At 73.1% G+C, this 22,667-nt stretch carries 20 protein-coding genes; 11 read left to right on the forward strand and 9 right to left on the reverse strand.

What is annotated here, in order from left to right; translation table 11 throughout:
* The first annotated feature begins 85 nt into the window (after nucleotides 1–85).
* From ACX9MN_RS13005 to ACX9MN_RS13015, 3 genes are all read left to right on the forward strand, one after another.
* Nucleotides 86–1,675, forward strand: a complete 1,590-nt coding sequence (locus ACX9MN_RS13005) for an OpgD/OpgG family glucan biosynthesis protein (protein WP_091927413.1) — start codon at nucleotides 86–88, stop codon at nucleotides 1,673–1,675.
* A 93-nt stretch (nucleotides 1,676–1,768) separates the two neighbouring features.
* A complete protein-coding gene (locus ACX9MN_RS13010) occupies nucleotides 1,769–1,999 on the forward strand; it encodes a hypothetical protein (RefSeq protein ID WP_091976355.1) in 231 nt (76 codons plus the stop codon).
* Between the two features lie 4 nt (nucleotides 2,000–2,003).
* Nucleotides 2,004–2,369 (forward strand): hypothetical protein, encoded by a 366-nt coding sequence (locus ACX9MN_RS13015; protein ID WP_056527765.1) that lies wholly within the window; start codon nucleotides 2,004–2,006, stop codon nucleotides 2,367–2,369.
* Between the two features lie 9 nt (nucleotides 2,370–2,378).
* Here the strand turns inward: ACX9MN_RS13015 and ACX9MN_RS13020 are convergent, their stop codons facing one another.
* The gene (locus tag ACX9MN_RS13020) at nucleotides 2,379–2,645 is read right to left on the reverse strand and encodes a DUF6894 family protein (RefSeq protein WP_020095045.1); all 267 of its coding nucleotides are present in this window, start codon (nucleotides 2,643–2,645) and stop codon (nucleotides 2,379–2,381) included.
* A 176-nt stretch (nucleotides 2,646–2,821) separates the two neighbouring features.
* On the opposite strand from ACX9MN_RS13020, the gene ACX9MN_RS13025 reads away from it, so the two are divergent.
* Nucleotides 2,822–3,349: a DUF6894 family protein gene (locus tag ACX9MN_RS13025; protein WP_489724651.1), complete on the forward strand. Its 528-nt coding sequence runs from the start codon at nucleotides 2,822–2,824 to the stop codon at nucleotides 3,347–3,349.
* Here ACX9MN_RS13025 and ACX9MN_RS13030 read toward each other — a convergent pair.
* Complete coding sequence (locus tag ACX9MN_RS13030) at nucleotides 3,331–4,050, reverse strand: Crp/Fnr family transcriptional regulator (protein ID WP_020095047.1); 720 nt, start codon at nucleotides 4,048–4,050, stop codon at nucleotides 3,331–3,333. The two genes, ACX9MN_RS13025 and ACX9MN_RS13030, sit on opposite strands and share 19 nt — an antisense overlap.
* A 425-nt stretch (nucleotides 4,051–4,475) precedes the next feature.
* Here ACX9MN_RS13030 and rpoN point away from each other — a divergent pair, with 425 nt between their 5' ends.
* The 4 genes from rpoN (at nucleotide 4,476) to ACX9MN_RS13050 (ending at nucleotide 10,795) form a co-directional block, all read left to right on the forward strand.
* Nucleotides 4,476–6,050, forward strand: a complete 1,575-nt coding sequence (gene rpoN, locus ACX9MN_RS13035; RefSeq protein WP_489724652.1) for an RNA polymerase factor sigma-54 — start codon at nucleotides 4,476–4,478, stop codon at nucleotides 6,048–6,050.
* Between the two features lie 75 nt (nucleotides 6,051–6,125).
* Nucleotides 6,126–7,502: a bifunctional UDP-N-acetylglucosamine diphosphorylase/glucosamine-1-phosphate N-acetyltransferase GlmU gene (glmU, locus tag ACX9MN_RS13040; protein ID WP_489724653.1), complete on the forward strand. Its 1,377-nt coding sequence runs from the start codon at nucleotides 6,126–6,128 to the stop codon at nucleotides 7,500–7,502.
* 146 nt (nucleotides 7,503–7,648) lie between these two features.
* Nucleotides 7,649–9,475 (forward strand): glutamine--fructose-6-phosphate transaminase (isomerizing), encoded by a 1,827-nt coding sequence (gene glmS, locus ACX9MN_RS13045; RefSeq protein WP_020095050.1) that lies wholly within the window; start codon nucleotides 7,649–7,651, stop codon nucleotides 9,473–9,475.
* 168 nt (nucleotides 9,476–9,643) lie between these two features.
* Complete coding sequence (locus ACX9MN_RS13050) at nucleotides 9,644–10,795, forward strand: M20 family metallopeptidase (RefSeq protein WP_489724654.1); 1,152 nt, start codon at nucleotides 9,644–9,646, stop codon at nucleotides 10,793–10,795.
* A 4-nt stretch (nucleotides 10,796–10,799) separates the two neighbouring features.
* Here the strand turns inward: ACX9MN_RS13050 and ACX9MN_RS13055 are convergent, their stop codons facing one another.
* Nucleotides 10,800–11,795, reverse strand: coding sequence for an aldo/keto reductase (locus ACX9MN_RS13055; protein ID WP_489724655.1), 996 nt, complete (start codon nucleotides 11,793–11,795; stop codon nucleotides 10,800–10,802).
* A 93-nt stretch (nucleotides 11,796–11,888) separates the two neighbouring features.
* Here ACX9MN_RS13055 and ACX9MN_RS13060 point away from each other — a divergent pair, with 93 nt between their 5' ends.
* Nucleotides 11,889–12,776, forward strand: a complete 888-nt coding sequence (locus ACX9MN_RS13060; RefSeq protein WP_489724656.1) for a LysR family transcriptional regulator — start codon at nucleotides 11,889–11,891, stop codon at nucleotides 12,774–12,776.
* 12 nt (nucleotides 12,777–12,788) lie between these two features.
* On the opposite strand, the gene ACX9MN_RS13065 is transcribed toward ACX9MN_RS13060, so the two are convergent.
* From ACX9MN_RS13065 to ACX9MN_RS13090, 6 genes are all read right to left on the reverse strand, one after another.
* Nucleotides 12,789–13,732, reverse strand: a protein-coding gene (locus ACX9MN_RS13065) for an IS630 family transposase (protein WP_100250497.1) whose coding sequence is annotated in 2 segments (ribosomal slippage) — nucleotides 12,789–13,396 and nucleotides 13,396–13,732 — 945 coding nt in all. Because the reading frame shifts where the segments join, the coding sequence is not laid out codon by codon here.
* A gap of 110 nt (nucleotides 13,733–13,842) precedes the next feature.
* Entirely contained in the window at nucleotides 13,843–14,973 is a 1,131-nt protein-coding gene (locus ACX9MN_RS13070; protein WP_489724657.1) for a serine hydrolase domain-containing protein, read from the reverse strand.
* A gap of 143 nt (nucleotides 14,974–15,116) precedes the next feature.
* On the reverse strand, nucleotides 15,117–16,094 hold the full coding sequence (locus ACX9MN_RS13075; RefSeq protein WP_489724658.1) for an FAD:protein FMN transferase: 978 nt from the start codon (nucleotides 16,092–16,094) through the stop codon (nucleotides 15,117–15,119).
* Nucleotides 16,091–18,265 (reverse strand): 4Fe-4S binding protein, encoded by a 2,175-nt coding sequence (locus ACX9MN_RS13080; protein ID WP_489724659.1) that lies wholly within the window; start codon nucleotides 18,263–18,265, stop codon nucleotides 16,091–16,093. Before ACX9MN_RS13080 ends, ACX9MN_RS13075 begins: the two co-directional genes overlap by 4 nt.
* Nucleotides 18,266–18,582: 317 nt before the next feature.
* Nucleotides 18,583–19,590 carry a YVTN family beta-propeller repeat protein gene (locus tag ACX9MN_RS13085; RefSeq protein WP_020095057.1) on the reverse strand — a complete coding sequence of 336 codons (1,008 nt, stop codon included), beginning with the start codon at nucleotides 19,588–19,590 and terminating at the stop codon, nucleotides 18,583–18,585.
* A complete protein-coding gene (locus ACX9MN_RS13090; RefSeq protein ID WP_489724660.1) occupies nucleotides 19,587–20,840 on the reverse strand; it encodes an ABC transporter substrate-binding protein in 1,254 nt (417 codons plus the stop codon). The genes ACX9MN_RS13085 and ACX9MN_RS13090 overlap by 4 nt, the downstream gene beginning before the upstream one ends.
* A 217-nt stretch (nucleotides 20,841–21,057) precedes the next feature.
* On the opposite strand from ACX9MN_RS13090, the gene pedF reads away from it, so the two are divergent.
* Together pedF and ACX9MN_RS13100 are read left to right on the forward strand one after the other, a co-directional pair.
* The gene (pedF, locus tag ACX9MN_RS13095) at nucleotides 21,058–21,486 is read left to right on the forward strand and encodes a cytochrome c-550 PedF (RefSeq protein ID WP_489724661.1); all 429 of its coding nucleotides are present in this window, start codon (nucleotides 21,058–21,060) and stop codon (nucleotides 21,484–21,486) included.
* Nucleotides 21,476–22,336, forward strand: coding sequence for a substrate-binding periplasmic protein (locus ACX9MN_RS13100; protein WP_489724662.1), 861 nt, complete (start codon nucleotides 21,476–21,478; stop codon nucleotides 22,334–22,336). The genes pedF and ACX9MN_RS13100 overlap by 11 nt, the downstream gene beginning before the upstream one ends.
* Nucleotides 22,337–22,667 lie beyond the last annotated feature (331 nt).

The raw sequence follows: 22,667 nt of genomic DNA on the forward strand, positions 1-22,667 counted from the left end.
CGCGGCCGGGAAATTGCGCCGCCGCGCCGGCGTGGCTAGAGGGCGGCGCGGGTCGCGAGGCCCGACCGAATCCGGGGGTTCCAGCTTGATCACGCGCCGCGTCCTGACCGCCATCGGGCTCCTCGCCCTCGCGCCGTATCCCGGCCTCGCCCGGGCCGCCGGCGGCGGGCCGCGCCTCGCACCGCCCGAGCCCATGGACCTCGACCGGCTGAAGGATCTCGCCCGGACGCTGCGGGACCGGCCCTACGCGCCGCCCCCGGAGGCGCCCGCCTCGGCGGCCCTCGACGCCCTGACCTACGGGCCGCTCCAGGAGATCCGCTACCCGCCGGGCCACGCCCTGTTCGCCGACAGCCCGTACCCGGTGACCTTCTTCCACCTCGGCAACTTCTTCCGCCATCCGGTGAAGGTCTACGCCCTGGAGGGCGGGCAGGCCCGCGAGGTGCTCTACAGCCACGACCTGTTCACCTACCCGCCGGGCAACCCGGCCAAGGACGTTCCGGACGGGGCGGGCTTCGCGGGGTTCCGGTTCCAGAAGGCGCCCGCCGGGCAGCCGGGCGACGACGGCGACTGGCTGGCCTTCCTGGGCGCTTCGTACTTCCGCGCCGCCGGGGACGGAGCCCAGTACGGGGCCTCGGCCCGGGGCATCGCGATCGACACGGCGCCCGGGCCCGGGAAGACAGAGGAATTCCCGGTCTTCACGCGCTTCTACGTCAGCCCGGCCGCGGACGGCGCCGTGACCGTGCTGGCGCTCCTCGAGGGCCGGAGCCTCACCGGCGCCTACCGGTTCGTCGCCCGGAAGGAGCCGCACGTCGTCATCGACGTCGCCTGCACGGTCTACATGCGCAAGGCGGTCGAGCGGTTCGGCATGGCGCCCCTGACCTCGATGCTGTGGTACTCGGAGGGCATGAGCCGCTTCCTCGCGAGCGACTGGCGGCCCGAGGTGCACGATTCCGACGGGCTGCTGATGCAGACCGGCGCCGACGAGCTGATCTGGCGGCCGCTCAACAACCCGCCCCGCCTCAGCGTCAGCGCCTTCGCCGACCGGTCGCCGAAGGGCTTCGGCCTGCTCCAGCGCGACCGCGCCTACGAGAACTACATCGACGACGGCTTCGAGGAGAACCGTCCCGACATCTGGGTCGAGCCGCAGGGCGACTGGGGCCGCGGCAGCGTCCAGCTCGTGGAGATCCCGACCCATCAGGAGACCGACGACAACATCGTCGCCCTCTGGGTGCCGGACGACGCGCCGCAGGCCGGGTCGGACCGCAGCTTCGCCTACCGGCTGCGCTGGACCGTCAAGGAGCCGGTCGCCACCGACCTCGCCCGGTGCGTCGCGACCCGGGCCACCAAGGCCGCGTGGCTCGCGGATGCCGACAGACGCCCGGGCCGGGCCAACCTCGTGCGGCAGTTCGTGCTGGAATTCGAGGGCGCGGCCCTGTCGGGCCTCGATCCCGAGAAGGCCACGGTCGCGCTCACCCTGTCGCGCGGCAGCGTCGAGGAAGTCGGCGCCACCTGGGCGCCCTACGGCAAGCCGAGCCCCTGGCGGGTCTTTCTCAAGGTCTACGCCGAGGGGCCGGATCCGGTGGAGATGCGGCTGCAGCTGAGATCCGGGGATCGGCTGCTGTCCGAGACCTGGGCCTACCAGTACTACCCGCAGGCACCCGGCACGGTGCTGTGAGCGGCGGTCGTCGCCGGACGGCCCGTCGCCCGAACCGGTCCGGCTCCGGGCGGTTCCGCCCCGGACCCGCCCATCGTCGCATCGGAGACCGCCATGACCGGCGAGACACCGCCCGGCCCGCACCTACCGGAGGTGCTGACGCGGCTCCTCAAGGCGCCCCGGGCGGCGATCTGGCCGACTCCGGAGGACCGGAACCGCCTGCGCCCCGGCCGGTCGCGACCGCGGCAGCCGAGCCGCGCCGTCCTGGGTGTCTGGATCTGGGCGATCCTCTACAACGTTCTCGGCTTCGCGATCCTCGCGGCCCTGTGGTGGACGATGCGCTGACCCGATGAGCCGACACGCCCTGATCCCCGGCCGAGCGATTCTCGCGGCAATCCTCCTGCTCGGCCTCGCCCCCTCCGCGGCGCAGAGCCAGGGGGACGCGCTCAACGCCGATGACGGCACCGGGGCGGTCAAAGTCTGCTCGCCCGTGGCGATGCCGCGCTGGCGGTCCATGACCCCGGTGCCGAAGACCTGGACCTTCCTGGACTGCATGGGCTTCGCGGGCGAGATGGGCGCGACCCACTTCCAGCTCGGCTGCCTCTTCGCCAACGTCACGCCCCACGCCCAGAAATACGCCTGGGGCGCGATGGTGCCGATCGAGAAGTCGGCCATGGCCAAGGCGCAGCCGCCGATCCCCAATTGCGGCTGGTAGGGCCCGCGCTCAGCCGTCGGAGGGCTGCCAGTCCAGGTCGAGGGTGAGGCGGGCGCGGAAGACCGTGCTGCCGGTCGCGTCGCGGACCCGCGCCTCCAGCACCAGGCCCGCATCTCCGGGGGCCGGTCGGTCCGCCCGGACGCGGAGCCGGTCATGCACGGCCTCGATCAGGGCCTCGGTCGCCGACAGACACGCCTCGTGACGATCGGCGAAGGGCAGCCCCTCCTCGTCGAGGGACAGGCCGCGGTCGTCGGTGAAATCGGTGAAGTAGCGCATGGCGCAGAACCTCACGGCCAGCTGAGGAGCGTGCGCCGCGACCTGAGTGGTGTCGTTAACCTGTGTGTGCGCGCCGCACGCCCTCGCGCGACGGGCCGCCGGATCCTCGCGCCGCGGCGACCGCGCGGAGAACGCGGCCGCGCGGGCCGCGATCCGCCCGCCCTCAAAGAAAATGTATGAGTGTGGACAGACGCCGCGGGTGCGGCACGGACTGTGCCGATCCCCGAACCCGCTGCACGAAAGTACGATATGGCCGGCGCGGTCGACCCGGTACCCGTCGGTGCGCGAGCGGCCGCCCTTGCGCGCGCCGCCCGTCTCGGCGGACACTCGGCGGCCGGTCCCCGCGCGGCGTGGTTCACGCCGATCCGACAACTCGCTCAGGCCCGCGACGCCGTTCCCGATGGCGCGACACCCTGTCTTCGACGGGCGCGCCGGGGGCCCCGCTGGCCGACGCTCGAAGGGGATGTGACCTGCCCCGTTTCTTCCTCAACGTCCGACGTCACGGGACGCTGATCGCCGATCGAGAGGGCGACGATCTGCCCGATCGGACGGCGGCCGAGCATCTCGCCCGCGACATCCTGCGCGAGATGCGCCGCCTGCCGCACGTCTACGGCGCGCCGCGCGGCTGGCGCGCCGACACCTTCGTGATCACCGACGAGGCCGGCGCGGTGGTGGCCGAAGTCCCCTACGCCAGCGTGCTCTGAGGCCGCCGCAGCGGGCCGATCAGGCGCTCGTACTCGGCCTCGGCCGGGCCGTAGGTCTGGCCGGCGGCCTCCTCCAGGCGGGTGCGGCTCAGGACCCGGATCCGGCCGCGCCGGGCCCGGATCAGGCCGGCGCCCTCCAGGGTGTGGATCGCGACCGTGACCGTCGGGCGGCGCACGCCGAGCATGATCGACAGGAACTCGTGCGTCACCGACAGGTCGTCGCCGTCCTGACGGTCGTGGTACATGAGGAGCCACCGCGCGAGCCGCTCCTCGGCGGGCGCGCCCGCGTTGGCGATCGCGGTCTGGGCAACTTGGACCAGGAAGGTCTGGACGTAGCGCAGCAGCAGGTTGCGCATCGACGGGCTGGATTTCAGGGCGTCGCGCAGGGCCGGCACGGAGATCCGGCGCCCCCGGCCGGCGACCTGCATGAAAATCTGGTACGGGATCGTGTCGGTTCCGAGCAGCAGCGCCGGTGCGGCCATGCCGTCGCGTCCGAACAGGCCGACCTCGATCCGGCCGCCCTCGGCGAGGGTCGACACCACCGAGCACAGGCCGGTGTCGATGAAGACCGCGTGCGGGATCGCGGCGGCCGGCTCGACGAGCACTTTGCCGAGGGGCAGGTCGATCGCCTCCAGATGAGGCCCGAGCAGTGCGCCATCCGCCTCGGATAGGGCAGCCAGAAGGCGGTTCTGATGCGGCATCGGCAAACGCGTACGCAGAAATCGACCTCCGCGCAGCGGCTCTCGTGCGGGAACCGCGGCGCACCCCCGAGCCATGCTCGGATCAACACGGAATAGCGAGCGGATATTGCATCTAGCGGGGGAAGCGTCTGCAACCAGACAAAGCTTTGCCGGCGGATTTCGGATGTCCTGGCAAATGCGCGCGGATGATTGCGCAAACCTTCCTTTAAGATCTGCCCTCAGACTGCCGGGCGGCGGATCGGGATGTGACTGGAACGCTGCGCGTCCCGCAGCGCCGTGCACTTGCCAACAGCGGTGTGCACGGTCGCGCTTTGACGCGCGGGTCGGATCGCGTTACAGAAAGTGTGACGGAACAAGCAAGAACCATGCCGTGAGCAGCGTGGCTCCGGCTGGCGAACCGCGCCGGAAGGGCATCGGGGCCTCGCATGAGTTTGGTGCAACGGCTGGAAGTGCGTCAGGGCCAGGCCCTGGTGATGACGCCGCAGCTCCTGCAGGCGATCAAGCTTCTCCAACTCTCGCACCTCGATCTCTCGGCCTACGTCGAGGCCGAGCTGGAACGCAACCCGCTGCTGGAGCGCGCCGAGCCGGACCTGCCGGCCGCGGGCGAATCCGCCGAATCGGGCAGCCATGCCGAGGAGGCGGGGGCCGACGGCTTCGACGCGCCGGAGCCCGACTCGTGGCTCTCGGCCGACCTCAACCCGAGCCGCGGCGAGATCGAGAGCGACTTCGACACGCGCCTCGACAACGTGTTTCCCGACGAGAGCCCCGTCCAGGCGCGCGAGGCGGGCGGGGGCGACATGCTCTCGCTGACGCCGCCGCCCTACGGCAGCACCGGCGGCAGCTTCGACGCCGAGGCGCCCGATTTCGAGGCGACCCTCACGGCCGAGACCTCGCTGCGCGAGCACCTCGCGGGCCAGCTCGACCTCGCGACCCGGGAGCCGGCCGAGCGGTTGATCGGCGGCTTCCTGATCGACGCCGTCGACGAGGCCGGCTACCTGCGCGAGACGGTGGAGGGCGTGGCCGAGCGGCTCGGCGCCGACCCGGCCCTCGTCGGCCGGATGCTGGCGCTGATCCAGACCTTCGACCCGCCCGGGATCGCGGCCCGCGACCTCGCGGAGTGCCTCGCGATCCAGCTGCGCGAGCGCGACCGGTTCGACCCGGCGATGCAGGCGCTGGTCTCGCGGCTGGACCTCGTGGCCAAGCGCGACTTCGCGGCCCTGCGCCGGCTCTGCAGCGTCGACGACGAGGACCTCGTCGACATGCTGGGCGAGATCCGCCGCCTGGATCCGAAGCCCGGCCGGGCCTTCGGATCGAGCGCCGTCGAGGTCCTGGTCCCGGACGTGTTCGTGCGCGCCGCGCCGGACGGCTCCTGGCTGGTCGAGCTGAACAGCGAGGCGCTGCCCCGGGTCCTGGTGAACCAGAGCTACTACGCCCGCGTCTCGCGCAAAGCCGCCGCGGAGGGTGACAAGGCCTTCCTGTCGGAGGCCCTCCAGAACGCCAACTGGCTGACCCGCTCGCTGGAGCAGCGCGCCCGCACCATCCTGAAGGTCGCCACCGAGATCGTCCGCCAGCAGGACGGATTCTTCGTCCACGGCGTCACCCATCTGCGGCCGCTGAACCTCAAGACCGTGGCCGAGGCGATCGGCATGCACGAATCGACCGTCTCGCGGGTCACCTCCAACAAGGCCATCGGCACGAGCCGCGGGACCCTGGAGATGAAGTACTTCTTCACCGCGGCGATCCCCGGGGCGGCCGGCGCCGCCGCACACTCCTCCGAGGCGGTGCGCCACCGCATCAAGCAGCTCGTCGACGGCGAGACGCCGGACGACGTGCTGTCCGACGACGCCCTGGTGCAGAAGCTGCGCGGGGAGGGCGTCGACATCGCGCGGCGCACGGTGGCGAAGTACCGGGAATCCCTGCGGATCCCGAGCTCGATCGAGCGCCGCCGGGAGCGCTTCGCCCACGGCTCGGGCCAGCACGTCGCCCTGGCGCTGCGCTGATCGGCCCGGACGGGGTTGCGCCGGGCGCCCGTCCGGCCCATCCGTCTTGGCCCTCGATCGATGCCTGGACCCGCGATGACCCCGACCGGAACGCCCTCGCGCAGCCTCACCGCCATCGTGCTCGCGGCCGGGAAGGGCACGCGGATGCGCTCGGACCTGCCGAAGGTGCTGCACCGGATCGCCGGGCGCAGCATGCTCGGCCACGTCCTGGCCGCCGTCCAGGCGGCGGGCGCGGGCCGGATCGCCGTGGTGGCCGAGCCCGGCCGCGACGACGTCGCCGCCGAGATCGCGCGGGCGGCCCCCGGCGCCCGGGTCTTCCCGCAGGCCGAGCGCCTCGGTACCGCCCACGCGGTGCTCGCCGCCCGGGAGATCCTGGCCGACCCCGACGACGACGTGGTGATCGCCTTCGGCGACACGCCGCTCGTCTCGGCCGACACCTTCCTGCGCCTCCGCGCGCCCCTGGCCGACGGCGCCGCGGTGGCCGTGCTGGCCTTCGTGACGGCGACACCCTCCGGCTACGGGCGGGTGCTGACCGAGGGCGACCGCGTGCTCGCCATCCGCGAGGAGAAGGACGCGAGCGCGGCCGAGCGGGCCGTGACCCTGTGCAATGCCGGGCTGATGGCGCTCGCCGGACGGCACGCCCTGGCCCTGCTCACCCGCATCGGCAACGACAACGCCGCCGGCGAGTACTACCTGCCCGACGCGGTCGCGCTCGCCGTCGCCGACGGGCTGCCCGTCACGGTCGTGCCGGTGGACGAGGCCGAGGCGCAGGGCGTGAACGACCGGGTGCAGCTCAGCGTCGCGGAGGCCGCGATCCAGGCGCAGCTGCGCCGCAGCGCCATGCTGGGGGGCGCCACGCTGATCGCCCCCGAGACGGTGTTCCTCAGCCACGACACGGTGCTGGGGCGCGACGTGATCGTGGAGCCCAACGTGGTGTTCGGCCCCGGCGTGCGGGTCGCGGAGGGCTGCACCGTGCGGGCCTTCGCGCATCTCACCGAGACCAGCCTGGAGGCGGGCGTGAAGATCGGACCGTTCGTGCGGCTGCGCGGCCACGCCGTTCTGGAGGCCGGCGCGGAACTCGGCAATTTCGTCGAATTGAAGAACGCGCGGATGGGGGCCGGCGCCAAGGCCGCGCACCTCACCTATCTCGGCGACGCGGAGGTCGGCGCCAGGGCCAATATCGGCGCCGGCACGATCACCTGCAATTACGACGGCGTGCTCAAGCACCGGACCACGATCGGCGCGGGCGCCTTCATCGGCTCGAACTCGGCCCTGGTCGCCCCCGTCTCGGTGGGGGAGGGGGCCTACGTCGCCTCCGGCTCGGTGATCACCGACGACGTGCCGGCGGACGCCATGGCGGTGGCCCGGGGCCGGCAGGCGGTGAAGCCGGGCTGGGCCGGGGAGAAGCGCGCGGCGCTGCAGGCCGAGAAGGCGCGGCGCGGCAAGGCGTGAGGCCCGGCACGCCGCGCGGGCGGGGCTGGCCCTGCGCCGTGCCGATCCGGTAGAAGTCCCGCTCGGCCCCGCACGGCGCGGGGCGGCCCGGACCTTGCGCGCGACCTGCGCGCGGCCACCCGGGCGCGACAGCGAGAGACACTCCTATGTGCGGCATCGTCGGCATCGTCGGGCGCGACGCGGTGGCGGGGCAGGTGATCGAGGCCCTGCGGCGGCTCGAGTACCGCGGCTACGATTCCGCCGGCATCGCCACCCTGGAGCACGGCCGGCTGGCGCGGCGCCGGGCCTCGGGCAAGCTGGTCAACCTGGAGGCCAGGCTCGCCCAGGAGCCGCTCACCGGCACGATCGGCATCGGCCACACCCGCTGGGCGACCCACGGCCGGCCCAACGAGACCAACGCCCACCCGCACGCCACCAAGCGCCTGGCCGTCGTGCACAACGGCATCATCGAGAATTTCCGCGAGCTCAAGCAGGAGCTGGAGGCCGACGGCGTCGTCTTCGAGACCGAGACCGACACCGAGGTCGTCGCCCAGCTCGTCAGCCGCAACATGGACCGGCAGATGGGGCCGGTGGAGGCCGTGGCCGCCGCCCTGCCGCGGCTGCGCGGCGCCTTCGCGCTGGGCTTCCTCTTCTCCGGCGAGGAGAACCTGCTGATCGGGGCCCGCCACGGCGCGCCGCTGGCCATCGGCTTCGGCGAGGGCGAGACCTACCTGGGCTCCGACGCCCTGGCGCTCGCCCCGTTCACCGACGCCATCACGTATCTCGACGAGGGCGACTGGGCGATCCTGTCCCGCGGCGGCGCCGAGATCCGCGACGCGTCGGGCGCCACGGTCGAGCGCGCCCGGCAGACGATCGCCACCCAGGCCTACCGGATCGACAAGGGCGAGTACCGCCACTTCATGGCCAAGGAGATCCACGAGCAGCCCGAGGTGGTGGGCCGCACGCTCGCCCACTACGTCGACATGGCGCAGGGGCGAGTCGCGCTGCCCGAGGCGCTGCCCTTCGACTTCGCCAAGCTCAGCCGCGTCTACATCACCGCCTGCGGCACGGCCTACTACGCGGGCCTCGTCGCCCGGTACTGGTTCGAGCAGGTGGCGCGCCTGCCGGTGGAGATCGACGTCGCCTCCGAGGCCCGCTACCGCGAGGCGCCGCTGGAGAAGGACGGGCTGACGCTGGTCATCTCGCAGTCGGGCGAGACCGCCGACACCCTGGCCTCCTTGCGCTACGCGAAGTCGAAGGGCCAGCACACGCTGAGCGTGGTCAACGTGCCGACCTCGACCATCGCGCGGGAATCCTCCGTGGTGATGCCGACGCTGGCCGGGCCGGAGATCGGCGTCGCCTCCACCAAGGCGTTCTCGTGCCAGCTCACCGTTCTGCTCTGCCTCGCCATCGCGGCGGGCCGCGCCCGCGGCACCCTCGACGCGGCGGGCGAGCGGCGGCTGATCGACGGCCTGATCAAGGCGCCGGGCCTGATGGCCGAGGCGCTCACCCACGAGGCGGCGATCGAGGGTCTGGCCCGGGAGGTCGCGAAGGCGCGGGACGTGCTCTATCTCGGCCGCGGCACCAGCTACCCGATGGCGCTGGAAGGCGCGCTGAAGCTCAAGGAGATCAGCTACATCCACGCCGAGGGCTACGCGGCGGGCGAACTGAAGCACGGGCCGATCGCCCTGATCGACGAGAGCGTGCCGGTGATCGTGATCGCGCCGCACGACGCGGTGTTCGAGAAGACCGTCTCGAACATGCAGGAGGTGGCCGCCCGCGGCGGGCGCATCGTGCTCATCGGCGACGCCAAGGGGGCCGCCGAGCACGGGCTCGACACGCTCGCGACCTTCACCATGCCGGCGCTCGATCCGACGGTGGCGCCGATCGTGTACGCGGTGCCGATCCAGCTGCTCGCCTACCACACGGCGGTGTTCATGGGGAAAGACGTCGACCAGCCCCGCAATCTCGCCAAGTCGGTCACTGTGGAATAGCCGCCGCCGATCGCACCCACGTCCGGTTCGGAAGCGGCGCCGTCTTTGCGAGCGGAGCGAAGCAATCCAGTCTGCGCTATGCTGCCAGAGGTTGCGCGACGCTGGGTTGCTTCGCTGCGCTCGCAAAGACGGTCTGCGCAATCCTGCTGACCCCGGTACGAGGCCCCCATGACCGCCCATGACACCGACGTCCTCCGCTGGCTCGACGGGCAGGAGGGCGCGATGCTGGCGCTCCTCGAGGAGCTCGTGAACATCGATTCCGGCTCCTACGACAAGCCGGGGGTCGACGCGGTCGGCATCCGCATCGCGGAGTTCCTCGCCGGCCACGGCATCCCGGTGACCACGATCCCGGTCGACGGCTACGGCGACGCGCTGAAGGCGAGCGTGGCCGGATCGGGCGGCGGCAACCGGCCGGTCGTGCTCATGGGCCACCGCGACACCGTCTTCCCGAAGGGGGAGCCGGCCCGCCGGCCGTTCCGGGTCGCCGACGGCCGCGCCTACGGGCCGGGCGTCGCCGACATGAAGGCGGGCCTCGTGATGAACGCCTTCGTTCTGGCCGCCTATCACCGCGCCGGCGGCGCGCCGGTGCCGCTCGTCGGCCTGTTCACCAGCGACGAGGAGATCGGCTCGCCGGCCTGCCGGCCGATCATCGAGGAGACCGCCCGGGGCGCCCGCGCGGTGCTGAATTCCGAGCCGGGGCGACCGACCGGCAACGTCGTCACCGGCCGCAAGGGCGGGGTGTTCATGCACCTCGAGGTGCTCGGCAGGGCGGCCCATTCCGGCGGCAACTACGCCGACGGGCGCAGCGCCATCCTGGAGCTCGCCCACAAGACCGTCGCGCTCCACGCGCTCACCGACCTCGACCGCGGCACCACGGTGAATGTCGGACTGGTCTCCGGCGGCCAGTCGGTGAACACCGTGGCGCCCCGGGTGACCTGCGAGATCGACCTGCGCTACGTGACCCCGCCCGACCGCGAGGCCGCCATGGACCGGATCGCCGCGATCGTGGCCGGATCGACGGTGCCGGACACGACCGCGCATCTCACCATCAAGGGCGAGTTCCTGCCGCTCGTGCAGGACGAGGCCTCGCGGGCCCTATTCGAGACCTACGCAAGGGTGAGCGCGGAGGGCGGCAACCCCGTCACCGGCGAGTTCGCCGGCGGCTGCGCCGATTCGGGCTTCACCGCCAGCGTCGGCTGCCCCACGCTCTGCGCCGTGGGCCCGGTGGGCGGCAAGGCCCACTCGCCCGAGGAGTACCTGGAGGTGGGAAGCCTCGTGCCGCGGGCGGGCGCGATGGCCGAGACCATCGCGGCGCTCTGACGGCTCAGAGACCGACCATCGCCAGCCCGGCGGCGCCGTAGCGGTCGCCGGTCACCGCTTCGGCGGGCATCGCGTCCGCGATGGCCCGCAGGTCGGTCTCGGCCAGGACGAGACCGGCCGCCGCCGCGTTCTCCTCGAGGTTCCGGATCTTGCGGGCGCCCGGGATCGGCACGATGAAGTCGCCCTGGTTCAGCACCCAGGCGATGGCGAGCTGGGCCGGCGTGACGCCCTTGTCGCGCGCCAGGGCGGCGAGCGTGTCGAGCAGCCGCTGGTTGGCCGCGAGGTTCTCCGCCGCGAAGCGCGGCATCGTGCGGCGGTAATCGTCGGCGGCGAGGCTGTCGCGGTCGCGGATCGCGCCGGTCAGGAGTCCGCGCCCCAGGGGGCTGTACGGCACGAAGCCGATCCCGAGTTCGCGGCAGGTCGGCAGCACCTCGGCCTCGGGATCGCGGCTCCAGAGGGAGTACTCGCTCTGCACGGCGGCGATGGGGTGGACCGCGTGGGCCCGCCGGATCGTGGCAGCGCCGGCCTCGGACAGGCCGAGCGCCCGGACCTTGCCGGCCCGCACCAGATCGGCCATGGCGCCGACCGTGTCCTCGATCGGCACCGCCGGGTCCACCCGGTGCTGGTAGAACAGGTCGATGACGTCGACGCCGAGGCGCCGGAGCGAGGCCTCGCAGACCGCCCGGACGTGCTCCGGCCGGCTGTCGACGCCGATGATCCGGTCGGGACCCTGGCCGGTCTCGGAGATCTTGAAGCCGAACTTGGTGGCGATGATCACCCGGTCGCGGACCGGCGCCAGGGCCTTGCCCACCAGCTTCTCGTTCTCGAAGGGGCCGTACATCTCGGCCGTGTCGAAGAGGGTGATGCCGAGGTCGACGGCGCGGCGCAGCGTGGCGGTGGCCTCGCCCTCGGGCTGGCCGCCATAGGCGTAGCTCATGCCCATGCAGCCGAGGCCGAGGGCGGAGACGGTGAGTTCGGTTCCGAGTCGGCGGTGATCCATGCGGGCCTCCCGTGATGCGGGCCGGACTTCGCACGGGGCGCCGGCGGCGATAATCCGTGACCTGCGGCGCAGGCTGTTCTATGCGGCTCAACAGTGAGACGCGCCGACCTCCCCGCCCTGTCGCTCTTCGCCGCGGTCGCGGCGCGCCGGAGTTTCCGCGGCGCCGCGCGCGATCTCGGGCTCTCAGTCTCGGCGGTGAGCCACGCGATCAACGGCCTGGAGGCGAGCCTCGGCGTGCGCCTCCTCGCGCGGACGACCCGCAGCGTCGCCCCGACCGAGGCGGGCCAGCGCCTGCTCGACGGTCTCGAGCCCGCCCTCGCGGCGATCGCCGACGCGGTCGAGGTGGCGACCGCCGCGGAGCGGCGGCTCACCGGGACGCTGCGGATCTCGGTGCCGCGGTCGGCCGCCGAGATGCTGCTGGTGCCGATCGCCGTCGCGTTCACCCGCGCGCATCCGGGCGTCGAGATCGAGATCCGCGCGCAGGACGGCTTCCGCGACATCGTCGCCGAGGGGTTCGATGCCGGCGTCCGCTTCGCCGAGAGCCTGGACCAGGACATGATCGCGGTGCCGCTCGGTCCGCCGCAGCGCGGCGCGATCGTCGCCGCGCCGGACTATCTCGCCCGCCACGGGACGCCCGCGGACCCGCAGGACCTGCACCGGCATGTCTGCGTCCGGCGCCGCTTCCCGAGCGGCGGCCTCTACCTCTGGGAACTCGAGAAGGACGGGATCGCCCAGTCGATCCCGGTCACCGGCACCCTCGTCCTCGACGATGACGGGCTGGTGGCCGAAGCGGCGCGCGGCGGCGCCGGCCTCGCCTACCTCTTCGAGGCGCAGGTGGCGGCCGACATCGCGGCCGGCCGCCTGATCCGGGTCCTCGACGCGTGGTGCCCGCCCTTCCCGGGCTTCTTCCTCTACTACCCGAGCCGCCGCCAGATGCGGCCGGTCCTCCGGAGCTTCGTCGATCACGTCCGGGGCCGCTAGAGCGGTTTCGGTTTAATCGGGGTCGTATCCTGCCGCGACGAAGAAGTTTGCGGCCTCGTCGGGCGTAACGGCATCGACGAGCCGCCCGATTGTGGTCCAGAGCCCTTCGCGCGTGCGCGCCGCGGCCTTGCGCAGCCCCGCCTTCAACTTCGAGAACGCCATCTCGATCGGATTGAAGTCCGGCGAGTAGGGCGGGAGGAACAGGAGCCGCGCGCCCGCCGCCTCGATCGCCGCGCGCACGGCCGGGCCTTTGTGGCTGCCGAGATTGTCCATGATCACGATGTCCCCGGGTGCGAGTTCGGGCACCAGGACCTGATCGACGTAGACTTGGAAGGCGTCGCGGTTGATCGGCCCGTCGAGCACGAACGGCGCGGCGATCCCGGACAGGCGCAGGCCCGCCACCAGGGTCGTGGTCTTCCAATGACCGTGCGGGACGGGGGAGCGCAGCCGCTGGCCGCGGGGACAGCGCCCGCGGGTGCGGGCCATGTTGGTGGCGGTCCACGTCTCGTCGAGGAACACCAGCCGGTCCGGGTCGAGATCGGGCTGGCTCTCGAACCACGCTTCCCGGGCGGCCTTCACGTCCGGCCGATCCTGCTCTGCGGCGTGGGCCGTCTTTTTTTGTACGTCAGGTCGCGCGCGTCGAGGAAGGCCCACAACGTGCCGAGCCCGACGGTGAGGCCATGCTCGTCCTGCAACCGGGCGCGCATCTCCTCCAGGGTGATGTCGACCGTCTCGTCGATCAGCGTACGCAGGAACGTCTCGTACGGGTCGAGCTTGGAGCGGCGGGCACGCCCCTGCGGCCGGGCGGCCACCGTCCCAGTCGCGGCGAGCGCCGCCATCCAGCGGATCGCGGTTGCTTGGCCGACCCCGAAGCGGGCGGCCGCCTGACGGCGCGAGGTCGCCGCAGCCGCGGTCACCACCCGCTCGCGCAGGTCCAAGCTGTAGGGGCGGCCCATGCATCACTCCGGCTGTCGACCGGCCTGAGTGAATCAGCCTCCCAGCGCCGCGTGAACCCCACCAAGCCGACTCAGCCCAAACCGAAAACGCTCTAGCGCCGCCGGCCCGCCTACGGGCGCAGGGCCGCCACGAGGCGCAGCAGGAAGCCGTCGAGGGCCGCCTTGTCGATCCAGCGCAGGACCGCGACGAGGTCGTGCTCGGGATCGCACCAGATCACGTTGTTGCCCGCCCCGAGGGCGCTGAAGGCCGAGGCCGGCAGTTCCGGCTTGGCGGCCGCGCCGCGGTTCAGCCACCAGAGGTAGCCGTAGCTGTCCAGCGTCGGAGAGGGCGTCAGCATGGCGCGGATCCAGCGCTCCGAGAGGAGCTGCCGCCCGTTCCAGGCGCCGCCGCGGGCGACGAGGAGGCCGAAGCGGGCGTGGTCGTCGGCCCCGATGAACAGGCCGCCGCCCCAGTGGCCGCCGCCGGGGACCGACTGGACCCGCGCGCCGTCGACCGCGACCCAGGCCGTGTCGTAGCCGTGCCACGCCCAGTCGCGGGAGGCGTCGATCGGATCCATGATCCGCTCGCGGAGCACGTCCGGGAGGGCCCGGCCGAAGCGGCGCATCAGGCAGTACGACAGCAGGTTCACCCGGACGTCGTTGTACTCGTAGTAGGTGCCGGGGCGCCGCAGCGCCCGCGCCGCGCCCTTGCGGCTGTTGTCGGCGCCCGGGCCGATCTGCCGGAAATGATCGACCTGATCGGACTTGCCGAACAGGGTCCCCTGCCACTCGCTCGACTGCTGCAGGAGGTGGCGCCACGTGATCGCGCCGTTGTGCGGGCCGTCGAGGAGCGGGTCGGGTACGCTGTCGCGCACCGGCGCGTCGACGTCGGGGATCAGGCCGTCGTCGTGGGCGAGGCCGGCCAGCACCGCGAGGTAGCTCTTGGCGATCGAGAAGGTCATGTCCGGGCGGGCCGTGTCGCCCCAGGCGGCGACGCGCCGGCCGGCCTTCAGGATCACGCCCGCCGGGCCGCCGCGCGGGCGCACCGGCCCGTCGACGGCGCTCCAGGGCCCCGTCTCGTTCCACTCGACGATCCCGACGTAGCGCCCGTCGGGATAGTACAGGCTGCGCGGCCACGCGCTCTCGTGGGCCTGCGCGAACGCCACCGCGTCCGCGAGCCGCCCGGCATCGAGCCCCGCCGCACCCGGGTCCTGCTCCGCCCAGTCATCCGTCGGCCAGTACGGCCCGGTCGCTTCGGTCACGCGCGTCTCCTGACGGTCCTCTCCGGTCCGGGCGCATGCAGGGCCTGCGCCGCAGATCGGACCCTCCGTAGAGCCATCGGCCCCGAGAGGGCAGGGCGCGCGCCGCGGTTCGGGGCTCGCCCCGCACGACGGGGCCGGATGTGTCAGCCCTTCCCGGTGAAGCGCACGGCGCAGCCCGGACGGGCCGCGACGAGGTCCGCGCCGCGCGCGCGGCCCAGGACCATGCAGGCGGTCGACAGCCCGTCGGCGACGAGCCCCGTCGGCGCGGTGACCGTCACCGACGACAGGCCGCGCGGCGACCGGCCGGTGGCCGGGTCGAAGATGTGGTGGTCGGTGCGGTCGTCCGAGAAGCTCATGTTGTAGTCGCCCGAGGTCGCGGCGAAGCCCGTGAACGGCGCGATGACTGCGGCGACCGCCCCGGGATCGCGCGGATCCGCCAGCCCGAGCCGCCAGGGCGTGCCGTCGGGATGCGCGCCCGCCGCGCCGAACTCGCCGGTATCCACGAAGGCGTCCGCGATGCCGCGCGCCCGGAAAGCCGCCATGACCTGGTCGGCCGCGTAGCCCTGGATCAGGGCGTTCAGCGTCAGGGCCGTCCCGGGCTCCAGGACGATCCGGTCCGTCGCGACCCGCACGCGCCGCCAGCCGACCCGCGACAGGGCCCCCCGCAGGGCCTCCGCCCCGGGGCGCTCGCCGCGGGCGGCGGCCTGGGCCCAGACCGGCCAGAGCGGCTGGACGGTCGGGTCGAAGGCGCCGCCGGTCTCGGCCGCGAGGGCGAGCGCGAAGCGCAGCAGGGCGAGCAGGTGCGGGTCGGGCGCCTCGAGGGATCCGTCCCGGTTGAGCCGCGCCAGGGCGCTGTCGGCCCGGAACAGGCTGGCGGCCGCCTCCACGGCGCGCATCGCCGCGAACCCGTCGCCGAGGGCGGCCTCGATCGCCGACGCGTCGGGCCCCGCGGCGGTCAGCGCCACGGTGGTGCCGAAGGCGAAGCCGGCGCGGGTGCGCAGCGCCAGCCCGCGCGACGCCGCGGCGGCGCGGAACGCCGCGACGCCGCCGAGCGCGGCCAGCCCCGCGGCCCCGACGAGGAGCCGGCGCCGGGCCGGCGCGAAGGGCGGCAGCGCGCTCATCCGACGGTCACCGGCCGGGGCGCGGCGCGGCGGCCCCGCTTGCGCGCCACGACCTGCGGCACGCACTGCCCGGGATCGTGGATGATCGTCACGCACTCCATGCACTGGAAGCACTCGGCGTAGTCGACCCGGCCGGAGGGCGCGATGGCGCCGTAGCGGCAGCGGACCTTGCAGAGCTGGCACGGCGAGCCGCACTCCGCCCGGCGCGGGATCCAGTCGAGGACGCGGACCCGCCCGAGGAGGGCGAGGGCGGCGCCGAGCGGGCACAGGTAGCGGCAGAAGCCCTTGTAGACGAGCAGGTTGAGCACCAGCAGCCCGGCCGCGTAGGCGACGAACGGCCACGCCCGGATGAAGTACAGGGTGACGGCGGTCTTGAACGGCTCGACCTCGGACAGGCTGTCGGCGAGGGGCGACCCCGCGGCGGCGGCACCGAGGATGCCGGCCAGCACGACGTATTTCAGCGACCGCAGCGCCCGGTCGAGGCCGGGCGGCACCGCGACCGGGCGGATGCGCAGCGGCCGGGCGAGCAGCGCGACGAGTTCCTGCAGCGCGCCGAAGGGGCAGAGCCAGCCGCAGAACGTGCCGCGCCCCCAGGCGACCAGGGCGGCCAGCGCGAAGGCCCAGAGCACCAGCGAGGGCGGGTCGTATAGCAGAAAGGCGAGGTCGTGGGTCACGGTGACGGCCCGCACGAGGCCGACGAGGGTCACGATCGAGAGTTGCGCCTGCGCGTACCAGCCGACGAAGCCGAGCGTCAGCGCCAGGAAGCCGAGGCGGAAGAGGGTGAAGCGGCGCTGGTCCGCCACCAGCCCGCGCTGGCGGCTCAGGACCGGCACCAGAACCGCGAGCATCAGCCCGATCAGCGCGAGTTCGGGCGCCCGGGCCCGCCAGGGGTCGGTCCAGCTCGGCCCGTCATCGGGCCGGACCCGCGTGAACAGGTCGGCGGGCAGGGCGGTCTCGACCGTGAAGGTCCGGGCGATCTTCTCCGACAGGATCTGCCCGCGCTCGCGGACGATCGTCTCGGTCAGCACCCAGGGCGCGGACGGGTCGAAGCCGGCGGCCTGGTCGATCCGCAGGATCGTCCAGGGGCCGGGCGGCAGCCCCTCGGCGAGGCCGGCGTCGCGGCGCTCCACCGCCATGTCGCGGGCGTTCACGATCAGGCCGGCCTGGCCGATCGCCAGCCGGTCGGGGACGGCGCCCAGCACGAACCGGTCGCCGACCGGGTTCTCGGGCGCGTCCTCCGGCCCGGCGCTGACGACCATCACGGCGTGGTTGCCGGCGCCGAGCTCGCGCATAAGCGCGTCGTAGCGCGCCGGCCCCAGCAGGTTGCGGCCGATCGAGGGCGGGTCCAGGGCGGCGACGTAGAGGTCGGTCAGCACGGCGTCGGCCGGACCCTCGGACGGATCGGCCACGCCGGTGCCCCGGAAGGCCGCGGCGGCGTCCGCGTTCGTGACCGTCAACCGCCGGACCCAGCCCCGGGCAAGAAGCTCGGCCAGGGTCAGGGGCTCGTAGAGGTCGAGCTTCGCCTCGACCTTCAGGCCGACATTGGCCGCCCCGAAGCCGAGCTTCGCGCGGGCGACCGCCAGCGCCGAGGCCAGGATCGACTGATTGATCACCCGGGTCGAGGCGGTGGCCATGGAGATGCCGTCGACGGTGGTCTGCGGCGCGGCGCCGGCGGCCCGCGCGTTGGGCCGCCCGACCCGGATCGCCTGCCGGGCCGACAGGCCGGCATACTGCTCGACGAAGGCGAGGAGCGGCTCCGGGCCGAGCCCCTCGAGGAAGACCGGCTCGTGGTGCGCGAGCACCGTCACGTCCCGGAAGGTGCCGTCGGGGGCGAGCGCGATCAGCAGGTCGGGGGGCGTGCCCCCGAAGCCCGGGATCGGCGCGAGGTCGACGGATTCGAACGCGTAGGCGAAGACCTCGTAGGACCCGGCCTGCTGCTTCAGGATCGGCCAGACCGGGAGCCTGTCGTCCTTCTCGCCGACCACCAGCGGGGGCGGGAAGTGGCGTTCGACGCCCGCGCGATCGAGCTGGCCGGCCCGGGCCGGGAGGGTCGGCAGGAGCAGGGCGAGAAGGAGCAGCGCGGCGCGCAGGAGCAGGCCCGCGCCCCGGGCCAGGGCGGTGCGCGGCGCGGGCGGCCTGGGAGACGGTGCGCTCCGCAGCGGCCGAGTCATCTGGCTGCCTCCGCCCCAGGCCGCGTCGGTCACAGGCCCGGGTCGCGCACCGACGCCGGCGGCAATGCGCGACGGGCCCCCTCTCCCGAGCGGGAGAGGGTCGGGGTGAGGGACGATGAGTTTCAGGATGGAGCACGGTCTTGACCCGCGGTCGCCTCGCGCCTCGTCCCGACGGCCCTGATCCCTCACCCTGTCCCTCTCCCGCACGGGAGAGGGGACCCGAGTGTCCTTCGGCTCCGCTGTGGCCCAGCCCCCAGTGTGGATCCGGAAGCCTCCAACGAGGGAGGCGGATGCCTGGGTCCGCGTCAGCCAGACTGTCACGGCACCGCACCGGCGGCGCGCCCGTCCGTCGCCTGCGCCGAAGGCATCGGCCGCGCCGCCGCGCCCCAGGGGAAGCGGCCGACCTTCACGGTCTTGATCGGCCGGAACGTCGCGGCGTCGATCACCGTCACGTCGCCGGAGACGCCGTTGGTGGTGAAGAGCCGCGTGCCCGCCGCGTTGAGCGCGAGCTGCCAGACCCGGCGGCCGACCAGGATGTAGCTCTCCACCCGGTAGGTCGCGGTATCCACCACGGCGACCCGGTCGGACGGCCCCAGCGCCACGAAGGCGTGGCGCCCGTCCTTCGCCATCTGGATGCCCACCGGCTGGATCCGGTCGGCCGCGATTCCCTTCACGGCGAACTCGATCGTCGCGATCACCGCGCGGGTGGCGACGTCGATCACCGACACGGTGCCGCCGATCTCCGAGGACGCCCAGAGCCGGGACCCGTCGGCCGTGAAGGCGGCGAAGCGCGGCCGCTGCCCGACCGGCGTCGCGTCCACGGCCGCGAGTGTCGCCGTGTCGATCCAGTGGACCATGTTGGTCGTCTCGGAGGTCGTGACGGCCGTGCGCCCGTCCGGGCTGACCGCGACGCCCTCCGGCTCGATGCCGACGTCGATCTGCGCCAGCACCCGGCGGGTCTGCGCGTCCACCACCGTGGTGGTGGCGTTCTCCTCGTTGGCGATGAACAGGGTGCGCCCGTCGGGCGCCAGGGCGAACTGCTCCGGGTCCTCGCCCGAGGGCAGGTCGTGCCGCACCTGCCCGGTCTCCGGGTCGATCACCTGCACGGCGTCGGAGTCGCTGGCGCAGACGTAGAGCGACCGCCCGTCGCGCGAGAAGGTCAGCCCGCGGGGCCGACGCCCGACCGGGAAGGTGCGCAGCACCTCCAGGCTGTCGCCGTCGATCACCGAGACGGTGTTGTCGCGCTCGTTCGAGACGAAGATCTCCTCGGCCCGCGCGGGGCCCGCGAGGCAGAGCAGCAGCGCGAGGGCGGCGAGCCGGGTCATTCTGACGTCCCCGAGAAGGCGCGGCAGGCACTCTCGGGCGCGTCGAGGCCGAGCGTGTCGAGTTCCGTGCGGTGGTGGAGGAAGCCCTCGATCGGCGCCGTCGCGGTGACGGCCCCGGGCCAGAGCAGGAAGACCGGCTGGCGCAGCTGCCCGTCCCAGGCGCGGAAGCTCAGGGGGCGGCCCTTGAAGCCGCCGATCTCGAAGCCAGGCGCCGTCAGGGCGGCGCGGACCGCCGCGGGGTCGGTGCTGCGCGCCTTCACGGCCGCCTCGCCGACGGCGTGCACCGCCATCCAGCCGGCCCAGTCGACGGGCCGCATGGCGCGCCCGGCGAGCTTCCGGAACCGCCCCTGGAGCTGCACGGCGGCCCAGGCCTCCACGGGCCGCCCCCAGGCGGCCGGCGCGAGGCCCTGCGTGCCGACGAGGGGCCGGGGCGAGGCGGTGTTGTAGTTGAGGCTCGCGCCGAACGCGCCGGCCTCGTCGGCCACCGCGACCACGTCGTGCTCGGGCCCGCGGGTCGGCAGGGCGAACTCGCGCAGGGCCGTGTCGCGGACGTCGCCGCCCTGCGGGTCGTAGCGCGTCTCGGCGACGATCCGCGCGCCGAACTTCCTCGCGCTGCGCCGCAGCGCCTCGGCGAAGAGCGCGTCCCCCGGTTCCGGACCGGTGACCAGCAGGATCCGGGCCCAGCGCTTGAACGCCAGGAACTGCACCAGCGCGTCGGCCAGCATGGCGCGGGACGGCAGGACGTGGAGCAGGTTCCGGCGGCACTCGGCGTCGCGCAGGCGCGTGTCCGGGGCGCCGATGTTGAGGAGCACGCTGCCCTTCGCCTCCGGCAGGTCGGCCAGCGCGAGGATGTCGGCGGCCGGGGCGTTGAGCACCACGAAGCGGCGGTCGGCGAGATCCCGGAAGGCCTGGCGGATGTCGGCGCCCGGCTCGACGATCGTGGTGCCGAGGTCGAAGCCGAGGCCGAGGAACCGGCCGGTGGCGTTGGAATCGCGCAGGCCAAGTTCCGCGCCCTTGGCGCCCTCGTCGTCGGGGATCGGGTCCTCGTTGTTCAGCGGCGCCGGCCGCTCGACGCGCCGCTCCAGGTAGCGGATCGTCAGGGGCGGGCCCGCCGGCGCGGGCGCGGCCCGCCCCTGCGCGACCGGCGCCAGGGTCGACATGGCCGCCACGGCCGCCAGCACGACGGCGCGCCGCAGGCCGGCCCATGGCCCGCCGCGCATCCCGGGCCGCCGCGCACCGGAGGACACCATCCCCGCCCGTCTCCTCCAGCCCCGCGGCGCTCGTCTTTGGCCGGGAGTCTAGGAGCGGAGTTGCGCCCTCCGATATTAGACCAAGGTGCACAAACCGGGTTTGATGCAGTGCAACACAAGTGGTGGATGGCGCTAATCTGGCCGATCCGTACCAAAGCATAATGGGTCCGCCGCCCGGTACTTGCTAACCGTCGTGCAACGACGACGGGAGGGGCGGATGCGCACGATGAAGACGGCGGCGGGCGGCGTGCTCGCGGCGCTGGGACTGGCGCTGGCGACCGGCGGCGCCCTCGGGCACGGCGACGTCCAGCCCCAGCCGGTCAACACCGACGGCCTCAAGCCGCTTGGCGCCGAGTGGGTTGCCGAGAACCCCTACAAGGGCGACAAGCACGCCATCGCGATCGGCGCCTCGGGCTTCAACCAGAACTGCGCCCGCTGCCACGGCCTGGAGATGATCTCCGGCGGCCTCGCCCCGGACCTGCGCTACCTGCCGCAGGGCAAGGAGGGCGACGAGTACTTCGTCGAGCGCATGAAGCACGGCGCCGTCATCAACGGCGTGACCAAGATGCCGGCCTTCGAGGGTGTGATCTCGCAGGAGGGCCTGTGGGCGATCCGGAGCTACATCGAGTCGAAGCATGAGGAGTAGCGCGCGGCTCCTCCTCGCCTGCGGCCTGCTCGCGGCCCTCCGGTTCCAGCCGGAGGCGGCCGCGCGCCCCCTGGACCAGGTCGTGGCCGACGGCACCCTGCGGGTGGCGGTCTACGGCGACAACGCGCCGTTCTCCGGGGAGGAGACCGGCAAGCCCCGCGGGATCGACGTCGATCTCGCCCGCGCGATCGCCGACAGGCTCAAGGTGAAGCTCGACCTGCGCGTGGTCGACGCCGGCGAGAACGTCGACGGCGACCTGCGCCTGAACCTGTGGCGCGGCGACCTCGCCGGCACGCCGCTCGCCGACCTGATGCTGCACGTGCCCACCGACCGGCAGCTCGCCCTGCGCAATGAGCAGGTGTTCTTCACGGCGCCGTATTTCGAGCAGGAGATCGCCTTCGCGTACCGCAAGGGCGCGCTGGACGGCTTCGACAGCCTCGACGACATCGGCGACCGGAGCGTCGCGCTGGAGGGCACGGGCGCCGCCGACCTGATGCTGCTGACCGCCCAGGGCGGCCGCTTCCGCCCGAACCTGAAGCATTACAGGAGCTTCGAGGAGGCCGCGAAGGCCTACCTCGCCGGCGAGGCGCCGATCCTGGCCGGGAGCCGCGCGGCGATCGAGGCGGCCCTTTCCGCCGCGAAGGCCCCGAAGGACGACAACCCGATCGCCACGGTCCCGTCGACGGGGCTGGTGAAAACGCGCTGGGAGATCGGCGGCGCGGTGAGGACCGATTCCCGCGACCTCGCCTACGCGGTCGGGGACGCGATCACGGCACTGAACGCGGAGGGTCGGCTCAGGGCGATCTGCGAGAGCTACGGCGTCACGTACGCGCCGCCGAAGGGGTATTGAGCGCATACGTCATCGCGAGCGCAGCGAAGCGATCCAGACAGCGCGCCATCGTGGGATGCTGTGCTGCCCTGGGTCGCTTCGCTGCGCTCGCGATGACGGTAAGAGCGAACATCAGATCTCCCGAACGAGACCTCCCTCGGATTCGCGCCAATCCGAGCGCCGATCTCGACGAATACATTGCATTCGCCGGTCCGCAGAGTGGCCTTATTGGACCAATGGCCAATAAGACTTCTCTGAGAAGCCCGATAGCTTCGTCCTCCAAGGGGGCGCCCCGCGACTCGTGCGGCCCGCGTCGAAACCCGGATGCCCCGGCCACACGGACCGGGGCCGA

This window comes from Methylobacterium sp. 1A, from assembly GCF_058072805.1.